Source organism: Caldicoprobacter guelmensis (genome assembly GCF_016908415.1).
Lineage (GTDB): Bacteria > Bacillota > Clostridia > Caldicoprobacterales > Caldicoprobacteraceae > Caldicoprobacter > Caldicoprobacter guelmensis.
The window spans coordinates 34,263-45,482 of record NZ_JAFBDW010000009.1 but is presented as its reverse complement, the minus strand read 5'-3'; the positions used below and the strand labels follow the sequence as shown (position 1 = coordinate 45,482).

At 45.2% G+C, this 11,220-nt stretch carries 9 protein-coding genes; all 9 read left to right on the top strand.

The genetic code is table 11. The features are described 5' to 3' along the window. The first annotated feature begins 175 nt into the window (after positions 1-175). The 9 genes from JOD02_RS10730 (at position 176) to JOD02_RS10690 (ending at position 11,055) form a co-directional block, all read left to right on the top strand. Positions 176-499 carry a nucleotidyltransferase domain-containing protein gene (locus tag JOD02_RS10730; protein ID WP_204489424.1) on the top strand — a complete coding sequence of 108 codons (324 nt, stop codon included), beginning with the start codon at positions 176-178 and terminating at the stop codon, positions 497-499. Beyond that, on the top strand, positions 492-896 hold the full coding sequence (locus JOD02_RS10725; RefSeq protein WP_204489422.1) for a HEPN domain-containing protein: 405 nt from the start codon (positions 492-494) through the stop codon (positions 894-896). Before JOD02_RS10730 ends, JOD02_RS10725 begins: the two co-directional genes overlap by 8 nt. A 27-nt stretch (positions 897-923) precedes the next feature. After that, the gene (locus JOD02_RS10720) at positions 924-2,228 is read left to right on the top strand and encodes a PHP domain-containing protein (protein ID WP_243426512.1); all 1,305 of its coding nucleotides are present in this window, start codon (positions 924-926) and stop codon (positions 2,226-2,228) included. A gap of 283 nt (positions 2,229-2,511) precedes the next feature. Continuing rightward, positions 2,512-3,390 carry a putative sporulation protein YtxC gene (gene ytxC, locus JOD02_RS10715; protein WP_204489420.1) on the top strand — a complete coding sequence of 293 codons (879 nt, stop codon included), beginning with the start codon at positions 2,512-2,514 and terminating at the stop codon, positions 3,388-3,390. 396 nt (positions 3,391-3,786) lie between these two features. After that, on the top strand, positions 3,787-5,697 hold the full coding sequence (thrS, locus tag JOD02_RS10710) for a threonine--tRNA ligase (protein ID WP_204489418.1): 1,911 nt from the start codon (positions 3,787-3,789) through the stop codon (positions 5,695-5,697). Between the two features lie 285 nt (positions 5,698-5,982). Beyond that, the gene (locus tag JOD02_RS10705; RefSeq protein ID WP_204489416.1) at positions 5,983-6,123 is read left to right on the top strand and encodes a hypothetical protein; all 141 of its coding nucleotides are present in this window, start codon (positions 5,983-5,985) and stop codon (positions 6,121-6,123) included. Continuing rightward, the gene (locus tag JOD02_RS10700) at positions 6,120-7,130 is read left to right on the top strand and encodes a LacI family DNA-binding transcriptional regulator (RefSeq protein WP_204489414.1); all 1,011 of its coding nucleotides are present in this window, start codon (positions 6,120-6,122) and stop codon (positions 7,128-7,130) included. Before JOD02_RS10705 ends, JOD02_RS10700 begins: the two co-directional genes overlap by 4 nt. A gap of 327 nt (positions 7,131-7,457) precedes the next feature. Beyond that, positions 7,458-9,263: an ABC transporter ATP-binding protein gene (locus JOD02_RS10695; protein ID WP_204489413.1), complete on the top strand. Its 1,806-nt coding sequence runs from the start codon at positions 7,458-7,460 to the stop codon at positions 9,261-9,263. Positions 9,264-9,270: 7 nt separating this feature from the next. Further along, positions 9,271-11,055 (top strand): ABC transporter ATP-binding protein, encoded by a 1,785-nt coding sequence (locus JOD02_RS10690; RefSeq protein WP_204489411.1) that lies wholly within the window; start codon positions 9,271-9,273, stop codon positions 11,053-11,055. The last annotated feature ends 165 nt before the right edge of the window (positions 11,056-11,220 follow it).

Here is an 11,220-nt window from a genome sequence, read left to right as displayed (position 1 = left end):
TGGTCTTTTCAAATTCCAGAATTACAATAAAATGGAAAAACGTTGATTCCTTATTACAAAAAATTTATACTGGAAATTAGATGCGAAATTTCTGCAAAAATGTTAAGAATGTTGACATCACATTAAATTTGATATATGAATATATTAGAATTCCAGGTAACCGGAGGCGTTGGTATTGGAAAAACGAATACACGACGAATTGAATATCCTCAAAGATATAATAATAAACACAGTTCCTGTGGAGCAAATATTCTTGTTTGGCTCTTATGCAAACGGTGTACCACATGAGGATTCAGATCTGGATATTTATGTGGTAATGCCAGAGGATGCAAAAATTAGAGAAATTGATGCAATGAGGTTAATTTATAGAGCAATTCGGGATAAAAAAACAATGCCTGTGGATATAATAGTGAGCAAAAAAAACAAGTTCGATGAACGCAAGTCCACTCCTTCTATTGAGCGGCAAATAGCACGAGAAGGAGTGGTGCTGTATGGATAGCCGAGCACGCGCACAAGAATGGCAAAGACTTGCGGAATTAGATTTAAGATGCGCTGAACACTTACTAAAGATGCATCCTATTCCTATCGAAATTATTTGTTATCACTGCCAGCAATCTGCCGAGAAATATCTTAAAGGGTATCTTGTCTTGCATGGCATAGATCCTCCAAAAATCCATGATTTAAATGAATTGTGCAAGCTCTGTATAAAAATATCCGACACTTTTGTAAGTATAGCCGATCAGTGTTCCGACCTAACTGCTTATGGTGTTCAACCGAGGTATCCAATGGAAGTGGTGTTAGAAGAAAAGGATATGCGGCAGGCGTTGAAGAGCGCGAAAATAATTAGAGATTTTGTCTTAAATCTTGCGCCGGAAATGATATCCGAAAAATTATAGCAAAGCTATAAAAACGGAGGTATTTTTATGGATGCTGAGGCCATGCAGTATGTAGAGCAGTTAAACGATGACGATGTAAACGTCAGATTGGGAGCTTTAAAGGCTCTGATGCAAGAAGTGCGAGAGGGGAAAATAGAAAAACCTCGTCAGGGCGATGATGTCAACAATCACATACACACTACATATTCCTTTTCACCCTATTCTCCTACAAAGGCCATATGGATGGCTTACACAGCAGGGCTTAAGACCGCTGGAATTATGGACCACGACTCGATAAGCGGGGCCAGGGAGTTCATTGAAGCGGGGAAGATTGCAGGCATTGCAACCACGATAGGGGTTGAATGCCGTGCTGACTTTTCAAACACCCCTTTGAATGGCAGGAGGATCAACAACCCAGATCAAAAGTCGGTTGCGTATGTGGCCATACACGGTATTCCCCATACTCAGATTGGTGCGGTGGCAGACTTTTTTGTCCCCTATGTCAAGGAGAGGAATAAGCGAAATGCCCTGATGGTGGACAGGATCAATGAGATATTTGAGCCGTTTGGCATTTACCTAAGCTTTGAGCAGGACGTGGTGCCGTTATCGAAAAGCCATGAAGGTGGAAGCATAACCGAGCGCCACCTGTTGTATGCCCTGTCGCTCAAGCTGGTAAGTAAATTCGGCAAGGGGAAGCCTTTGGTTGATTTTTTGGTAGAAGAGCTAAAGCTGGAGGTAAGTCCGAGGGTGGCGGGATACTTGCTAGATGTGCACAATCCCTTTTATGAATATGACTTGCTGGGGGCTTTAAAGAGCGATTTGGTGCCGCGGTTTTATATCGATGCCACGAAAGAATGCCCTGATATAAGGGAAGTGGTGGAGCTTGCAAGGAGCATAGGTGCTATTTTGGCTTACGCGTATTTGGGCGATGTGACCGATTCGGTTACCGGCGACAAGAGAAGCCAGAAGTTTGAAGACGATTACCTTGAGCTGCTGTTTGAGGTGATAAGCCAGCTGGGTTTTAATGCGGTGACCTACATGCCTTCGCGAAACACGCTGCAGCAGCTTAAGAGGGTAAAGTCATTATGCGAAAAATACGGCTTTTTCCAGATAAGCGGGGAGGATATAAATTCTCCCAGGCAGCCGTTTGTGTGTACCCATTTGAGAGACGAGGAGTTTAAAAATCTCATAGATGCCACATGGGCTTTGATCGGACATGAAAGGATGGCCACCCTTGATATAGCTAAGGGAATGTTTTCGCCGGACATTGTGCGCAGACATCCTGACCTCAACGAGAGGATCGAGATATACAAGAAGATTGGCCAGGGATTGGACAGCGGCGATGCTTTATAATTGCAATTTTTACTTTGAAGTTTACCTGAAGTTTAAAGGTGTGATAAGTCCACTTAAATTTGCTGAGGGGAGGACGTCTAAATAAAGGGAACGGCTTTAAAAAGTCGTTCCCAATTTTTATTTTTATATGTAAATGCCATACTATATAACCAGTTAATGCATAGTGAGTTTAATGGGTTGTTGGGAATACTACTAATACGAATCAACTATTGAAGAAATGCCGCATATAATGTTTACCGAGAATTGGCTTAGGTCAAGGGATTTAGATGGAGGGAGTGATGCGATGCGGCTTTTTTCCATTGGTTTTGAAGGATACAACCTTGGCCTTATGGATTCGGTTATAAAGAAGATGGAGGATATAAGGTTTCAAGGGTTTAAGATTGAAGAGAGGAAAGCAGGTAACCTGCTGTTTATAAATTATATCGTAAACGAGCTGGAAAATGAATCGTTGAGACAATTGAGGGATGTCTTGAAATGCCGTATTGCCGATATATTATCTGATTTTATAGTAAATGATTTACAGCATAGGTTGGTAAACAAGATTATAGAAGACGAGTACTATTATTTTGAAACTGAAGATAGAGAACAGATCAAGCAGGAAGTGTTAAATGCCGTATTTAAAGGTAGTGGCTCCCAAAGCTTGTTTGGTCAGTTCAAGCAAAAATGGCATGGCTTTGTAAAGCAGCGGATTTTGGAACATATGGATACCCATAATGAGCTCATCGTAGAGGGTTTTATACGGTTTAGATTAAAGGACTTCATGAAAGAACTCATAGAGACCGTCGATAAGATGGTGGAAGAAGTTTTAATAGAAAGGGAGTACAATGAGTTTATCAAGCTGCTCAGGTATTTTGTGGAAATCCAGGAGCCAAAGGTGAGGGAGGTTCACATTCTTGTGGATGATGACAAAAAATATATACTGCTGGACGATAGCATGAGGGTGATAAACAATGACATATTGAAGGAGCTTGCCAGGGAGATATCCGATACCGAGATGACCTATGATGACCTGCTGATAAGCTCTCTGATAACCATTGCGCCCAGCAAGATCACCATACATGGATATGAAAAAATAAAGAATACCGAGCTTTTGAATACCATAAATAAGGTTTTTAAGGGCAAAGTGGTGATGAGCCAAGAGGGATTGTATCCGCAGAATTGAAAAACCGGGGCTTGACTTGCTTGTGGTCCTGGCCTATAATAACTCCAAAAGGAGTTGAAGTCTACAACTTACATGCAATGATGAGGAAGAGTAGGCTGGAAACCGGTGATAGAGAAGGGATGCCTGAGGCTGGAAGCATTCCGCACTAGGTCCAGTTGAAGACCACCCTTTGAGCATGGCGGTTGGCTCCGTTAACGGCCAGTGGAGGTGGGTCCTGATTTTGGGACCAAGAAGGGTGGAACCGCGGGTAGCCTCTCGTCCCTTGAAGGGATGGGAGGTTTTTTAATTGTCTACATAAAGTAGCGTTGGTTTTGTGTAATTTTGACGTGGCAATGGGTTTAAATAAATACTTACAAAAAAATACTCACAATATTTATACGAAAGGATGAATGAGTTATGGTGAATGTGGTGCTGAAAGACGGCTCGGTAAGGCAGTATCCTGAAGGGACGGCCATAGCGGATATAGTAAACGATATAAGCAAGAAGCTGGCAAAATCGGCTGTGGCTGCTCAGGTGAATGGGCGCACCGTTGACCTGTCGGCAAAGGTATATGAGGATTGCAATCTCAACATCCTGACTTTTGACGATGATGAGGGTAAAAAGGTTTTCTGGCACACATCATCGCACATCATGGCGCAGGCCGTGAAAAGGCTGTTTCCGGACGCAAAGCTGGCCATTGGGCCTGCAATAGACAACGGGTTTTATTATGACTTCGATGTGGAAAAGCCTTTTTCGCCTGAAGATTTGCAGGCCATCGAAGAAGAGATGAACAGGATAGTCGAAGAGGATTTGACCCTTGAGAGGTTTGTGCTGCCTCGGGAGCAGGCCGTTGAGTTCATGAAGGAGAGAGGCGAGCTCTATAAGGTGGAGCTCATTGGGGATATACCGGAGGAGGCCGAGATTTCGTTCTACAAACAGGGAGATTTCGTGGACCTGTGCAGCGGTCCGCACCTTCCCTCTACAGGTATGGTCAAGGCCATAAAGCTGCTCAGCGTGGCCGGTGCTTACTGGCGCGGCGATGAGAAAAACAAGATGCTGCAGCGGATATACGGAGTCTCTTTCCCTAAAAAGAGCCAGCTGGATGAGTATTTGCAGCGCCTGGAGGAGGCAAAGAAGAGAGACCACAGAAAGCTGGGTAAGGAGCTAGACCTCTTCAGCCTCCATGAGGAGGGGCCGGGGTTCCCGTTCTTCCATCCAAAGGGCATGATCATTCGCAATATCCTTGAGGATTTCTGGAGGAAAGAACACTACAAGAGGGGTTATCAGGAGATAAAGACGCCCATAATATTGAACCGCGACCTGTGGGTTCGCTCAGGACACTGGGACCATTACCGTGAGAACATGTATTTCACCAAGATTGATGGCGAGGATTATGCCATAAAGCCCATGAACTGCCCAGGCAGCATGATCCTTTATAAGCGTAAGGTGCACAGTTACCGGGAACTGCCCCTTAGGGTAGCCGAACTGGGACTTGTCCACAGGCATGAGCTTTCGGGCGTGCTGCACGGCCTGATGCGGGTGCGCTGTTTTACGCAAGACGATGCCCATATCTTTATGCTGCCAGAGCAGATCAAGGACGAGATACTGGGCGTCATTGACCTGGTGGATTACTTTTACGGCATATTTGGGTTTAAGTACCATGTGGAGCTGTCCACAAGGCCAGAGAGCTCCATGGGTTCTGACGAGGACTGGGAGCGGGCTACCAACGCTTTAAGGGAGGCCCTTGAGGCAAAGGGCCTTGAGTACAAGGTCAATGAGGGGGACGGGGCTTTTTATGGGCCCAAGATTGACTTCCACCTTGAAGACAGCATAGGCAGAACGTGGCAGTGCGGTACCATCCAGCTGGATTTCCAGATGCCTGAGAGGTTTGATCTCACCTATGTTGGGCCGGATGGCGAGAAACATCGTCCGGTTATGATACACCGGGTGGTGTTTGGAAGCATTGAGCGGTTTATAGGAATACTTATAGAGCACTTTGCTGGTGCCTTCCCCACATGGCTGGCGCCGGTACAGGTACGCCTGCTCACCATTACCGATAGGACCAACGCTTATGCCGAGGAGATAGCTCAAAAGCTGAGGGATGCTGACATCAGAGTGGAGACCGACTTGAGAAACGAGAAGATAGGCTTCAAGGTGAGGGAGGCACAGCTGGAAAAGATTCCGTATATGCTTGTTCTGGGCGACAAAGAGCAGGAAAGTGGCACAGTGGCTGTGCGGGCACGTGGCAGGGGAGACCTTGGTGCCATGTCGCTTGAACAGTTTATGAATATGATTTTGGAGGAAATTCGTACCAAATCTATAAATTGAAGCGCTTTCACGGACGCTTCAGCAGTTAAAAAGGCAGCTGATCTGCCTTTTTAACTTTTTGGCTGGTTGTTATTGACAAATCAGTTTATATGCTTTAGAATTTATACGTATAAATAAACCAGGTTATGTTCGATACTCTATCGGACCAGGAGAGCATACTTCTTTAAAAATAGCGCATTTCAACCTATTTACGGCTCCATTTATACGTATAAATTAATGTCAAAGAATAATTTATACGTATAAGTGCATGAGGGGGTAATGGAGGAGGATTAATAGGACGAAAAAATGGATGATAAGTATTGGCTGGCAACGCGGTATCAGGAGTATAGCTGCAAAAGAAGGCGTAAATTTACATCATTTAGAAGGGAGGGAGAGCGCGTATTTACCATCTTGAGGAAGGTGGTCTGGTACGCAGGTAAAATATGAGGAAGAAAAAGTCGGTTTCAAGCAAGGATGTAGCCAGGGAGGCCGGTGTTTCCCAGGCTACGGTGTCGTATATACTCAACAATGTAAAGGGAATAAAGATAAGGCCCGAGACCCGGCAGGCCGTATTAGACGCCATAAAGAAGCTCAATTATCACCCTGACCAGATTGCCAGAGGAATGAAGCTTAAGAGGTCGATGTCGGTGGGCGTAGTCACCGACAGAAATGTCACCAATTTCTATTTTATGAAGACCTTAGAGGGTATCAGGGATGGGCTTCAGGCCCACAACTATTCAGTAAGCCTGCTGTTTAACAAGTATGAGTCCATACAGGAAGCCGAGTTTATAAAGTATTACAACTCCAACAGGATCGACGGCATAATCTTTGCTTTCGCTTCTATATCCGATGAGGACATGGCATATATGGACAGCATGGGCATCCCTTATGTGATGGTCAACACCTATTCCTCCGGAAAAGATGTGGGCGAGGTATGTACCGACCATTTAGCCCACATCCAGGAGGTCATAGGGTATTTTAAATCCAAGGGGGTCAAGTATATAGCCTATGCCGGCCCCGTTCCGCGGCGTGCCAATGATAAAAGGCTTGAGGCTTTTAAAGAAGCCATGGTCTTGCACGGATACCAGGTTAAAGATGACCGTATAGTTTTGGGAGGACAGGATAACGGTGAGGTATGCAGGGCCATAATGGAATTGCTTGAGGGCAGGGATTCCCGTCCTGATGCTATACTTGCCGCTTCTCCAAGGTTTGGGATGTTGACCGTAAAGTCGTGCCACATGCTGGGCATAAGGATCCCCCAGGATGTCAGGATTGTAGCTGTGGGTTCCTCCAACTTTTTCGAGCTCATTTACCCTACCCTCTCCTCCATTGAACTACCCCTTTATGACATGGGTTTAAAGGCCGCCGAGATGGTCCTTAAAGCCATTGACGATGGAAGCATAGCTCCCACCATTGTATTGCCTTCGGAATTTGTCATCAGGGAGTCGTCTTAAGGAGTAAGCTTAAAGGGGATTTTTTGGTAATTTTGTAGGGCTGATGAAGGTCTTATTGTGCTATTTTGAGAGGTATATTGGCTTTTCCAAGAGTTGGTGTAGGGGGTATTAGCGGTTGAACGTTGCCAATGGCTGTCAATTTGAGTTTGCTGTGAAAAAGTGTGTTGCTTTTTACGTAAATTAATCAGGCTCTGGTAACGATCAAAATGCGCGGCAGCTTCTATAAGGAACTGCGTGACGCCGCCACAAATAGACGCAAGTAGAAAGGAGGTAAGAGCGCATTCCTCTCTATCTTGAGAAAGAGGGAGTATTCTGCGCTCGGCTATCATGAAAACTGCGCAGCTTCTATGGGAGTTTATAAAGCAGTTCAAATGGAGCTATATAATAGGTATAATTGTCCTGTTTATCACATCATTTATATCTTCCATGATACCCAAGATAATGGGTTATGTGACCGACAGCATCAACGACAGGATGCCTGCCTCGGTTACCAATAAATACCTGCTTATTTTGGTGGCCGCTACTGTGGCGGTATTCATACTGAGGTTTACATGGAGGTACTTCCTGGTGGGCAGCAACAGATACCTCGAGTGCTATTTAAGAGAGAAGCTGTTTGCCCATATGCAGACGCTCCCGGTTTCCTTTTATGACAACAACAAGACGGGCGACCTCATAGCCTATGCCATAAACGACATACAGGCCATAAGGAGGGTTTTTGGCTTTGGTCTCACTTCAATACTGGATGGCCTTGTGGTTAACACCATATCAATCATCATCATGGTAAGGACCATAAATCCCGTATTGACGTTGATGGCCATTGCGCCTGCGCCCATCATAGTTATGGTCATATACCTTTTACGGAAGAAGATCAGGGAGAGGTTTGGTGCGGTACAAAAAGCTTTTGCCCAAATATCCGGCAAAGTCCAGGAGAACATATCAGGCATCAGGGTGATAAAGGCCTTTGCACAAGAAGAGGAAGAGGTTCAAGATTTCTTAAGATACAACCAGGCACGGGTTGATACGCAGATGAGCCTCACCAGGGTGTCTGCCGTGCTGGGGCCGGTGACCCAGCTGGCTTTTGGCATAAGCACCGTGCTGTTTATCATATACGGCAGCGGGCTGGTGGCAAAGGGTATAATATCCCTGGGAGACTACGTGGCTTTTAGCTCATATATCATGGTGATCATGGGTCCTATTGTGAGCATAGGCAGGATTATAGAGGTGTGGCAGAGAGGGTTGGCCTCCATTCAGCGGCTTGACAGGATATTTTGCCATAGGAGCGAGAAAGATGCCGAGAACGCGCTGGCTACCGTCTCCCTTTTTGGCTTAAACGACAGGTCAGATGATGATTTGCCAGCGATTGAAAGGCTGAAAGGAGACATTGTAATAAAGGATTTAACTTTTGCCTATCCGGGTACCGACAAAAAGGTGCTGCAAGACATCAATCTGGAGATAAAAGAAGGTCAAACCCTGGGCATATTAGGCAAAACTGGAAGCGGCAAGACCACGCTGGTCAATCTCCTTTTGAGGCTGTACGAGGTTGAAGATGGGCACATATTCATAGGAGGAAGGGATATAAACCACATACCGCTTAAAGTGTTGAGGGAAAACATAGGTTATGCTCCCCAGGACAATTTCCTTTTCTCCACCACCATAAAAAGCAACATCGAGTTTTTCAAGCCCGTATATGATGATGGCCAGATCGAACAGGCTGCCAGGCTGGCCGGCATATACGATGAAATAATGTCTTTTCCCGATGGTTTTGATACCGTCGTGGGTGAACGCGGGGTGACCTTATCAGGCGGTCAGAAGCAGAGGGTCTCTATAGCCAGGGCCATAGTCAAAGACCCCGCTATACTCATTTTGGATGACAGCTTATCGGCTGTGGACACAAAGACCGAACAAAAGATTTTAGAAAACCTCAAAAATGTGCTGAAAGGGCGTACTGGTATAGTGATATCCCACCGGGTTTCGGTGGTGAGGTACTGTGACCAAATCATATTTATGGATGAAGGGCGGATCATCGAAAGAGGTACCCATGAGGAGCTTATGAGGCTTAAAGGTGCTTATTATAACCTGTACATCTCTCAAATGGAGCAGGTTGAAGATAACCTGTTGTGTGCAAGGGGGTAATTTTAAAATGGATTATAGAATTGATAGCGAATATTCTCTGCGTAGGGACAAAAAGGCTTTGGTTTTAAGGCTTCTTGGGTATTTTAAGCCCTATTTACCGCTTCTGGCCTTGAATATACTGTTTGCGTTTTTGATAAACGGCGCCACCATTGTAAAGCCGTATATCATAAAGCGCATCATAGATGACTATCTGGCTGTCAAGATATATGCGCCCGACGTCTTTGTGCGCATGGGGCTTTTGTACATGGCAGTCGTGCTTGTGGGGTGTGGGCTGACATACTCTCAAACCTATATACTCACTTATATCGGCCAAAAGATAATGTACGACATAAGAAATCAGCTTTTTACCCATATACAGAACATGTCGATGAAGTTCTTTGACCGAAACTCATCGGGAAGGATACTCACTAGGGTGACAAACGATGTGGAGGCTTTAAATGAGATATTTTCGGGCGTTCTGGTCAATTCCCTGAAAGATATAATCATGATTTTAGGGATCGTGGCCACCATGTTTGCCATGGATGCTTACCTTGCGCTCATCAGCATGTGCAGCATTCCCATGATAGTCTTGGTCACTATAATTTACAGAAGGGCGGCTCGAAAGAACTTCATAAGGATGAAGGCGCTCATAGGCAGGATAAATGGCTTTTTGGCTGAAAACATATCCGGCATGAAGCTGGTCCGCATATTTAACAGGGAAAAGGAAAAGCTTAAAGAGTTTCAAAGGCTGGATAAGGAGTATTTTGACACCAGCCTCAGGGAAGTGGTTTTAAACAGCCTGGGCAGGCCCATCATAGAGGTCATAAATACCTTGGTCATTGCACTCATGATATGGTATGCCAGCGGCAGGATCACAGGCGGACACCTGGAAATCGGCATACTTTACGCATTTATAACCTACATCAAGCAATTTTTTGCCCCCATCAACGAGATTGCAGAATTCTATACCTCCATACAGTCGGCTTTGATTTCGGCAGAGCGCATATTCGATTTGCTGGATACCCGTGAGTTTTTAGAGGACATGGAAAAAGGAAAGCATGTCAAGCGCATCAGGGGAGAGATCGAGTTTAAGAACGTGTGGTTTGCATACGACGATGAAAACTGGGTGCTGAAGGACGTCAGTTTTAAGATCAATCCCGGGGAGACGGTAGCCTTTGTAGGAGCCACCGGGTCTGGGAAGTCCACCATCATAAGCCTTATGGCCAGGTTTTACGATATACAAAAGGGGAAGATATTGATAGACGGGATGGACATACGGGAGTACAACTTGAGGGATTTGAGGCGACAGATAGCGGTGGTGATGCAGGATGTGTTCCTGTTTTCAGGAGATATCAAGTCAAATATACGTTTGAGGAACAGCTCCGTAACTGACGAGGACATCGTGCGGGCAGCCAGGCTGGTTTGCGCCGATAGGTTTATCGAGTCCCTGCCCAATAAATATGATGAAGAGGTAAAGGAGAGGGGCTGTACCTTCTCTGCTGGACAGAGGCAGCTCATCTCCTTTGCCAGGGCGGTGGCCTTTAACCCTGCCGTGTTTGTGCTTGATGAGGCCACGGCCAACATCGATACCGAGACCGAGATGGCCATTCAACAGGCCATGGCCAATATATCGGGTGGAAGGACCACCATCATCATAGCCCACAGGCTTTCCACCATAAGGAATGCCGATAAGATCATAGTGATTGACAAGGGCAGGATAAAGGAGATCGGCACCCATGATGAGCTGCTCAAAAAAGGAGGCCTGTATAGGCAGCTTTACGAGAAACAGTTTGCGTACCAGAATATCGCCTGATGGTTTAAATCAAAATTCTGCTATTCTTTATATTTTTTTTATGCTTTTGATGGAATTATTGATGCCAATTTGACCAAAGGTTGTGATATATAATCTCAACGAACAAAATGATGATTATATTATGTGTTATGTTAGTTTGCGATGTAAATATTGTTGATAAAAGTC

Coding starts and splice junctions, on each gene's coding strand:
- JOD02_RS10725 (WP_204489422.1), top strand. CDS start 492: ATGGATAGCCGAGCACGCGCACAAGAATGGCAAAGACTTGCGGAATTA.
- JOD02_RS10720 (WP_243426512.1), top strand. CDS start 924: ATGGATGCTGAGGCCATGCAGTATGTAGAGCAGTTAAACGATGACGAT.
- ytxC (WP_204489420.1), top strand. CDS start 2,512: ATGCGGCTTTTTTCCATTGGTTTTGAAGGATACAACCTTGGCCTTATG.
- thrS (WP_204489418.1), top strand. CDS start 3,787: ATGGTGAATGTGGTGCTGAAAGACGGCTCGGTAAGGCAGTATCCTGAA.
- JOD02_RS10705 (WP_204489416.1), top strand. CDS start 5,983: ATGGATGATAAGTATTGGCTGGCAACGCGGTATCAGGAGTATAGCTGC.
- JOD02_RS10700 (WP_204489414.1), top strand. CDS start 6,120: ATGAGGAAGAAAAAGTCGGTTTCAAGCAAGGATGTAGCCAGGGAGGCC.
- JOD02_RS10695 (WP_204489413.1), top strand. CDS start 7,458: ATGAAAACTGCGCAGCTTCTATGGGAGTTTATAAAGCAGTTCAAATGG.
- JOD02_RS10690 (WP_204489411.1), top strand. CDS start 9,271: ATGGATTATAGAATTGATAGCGAATATTCTCTGCGTAGGGACAAAAAG.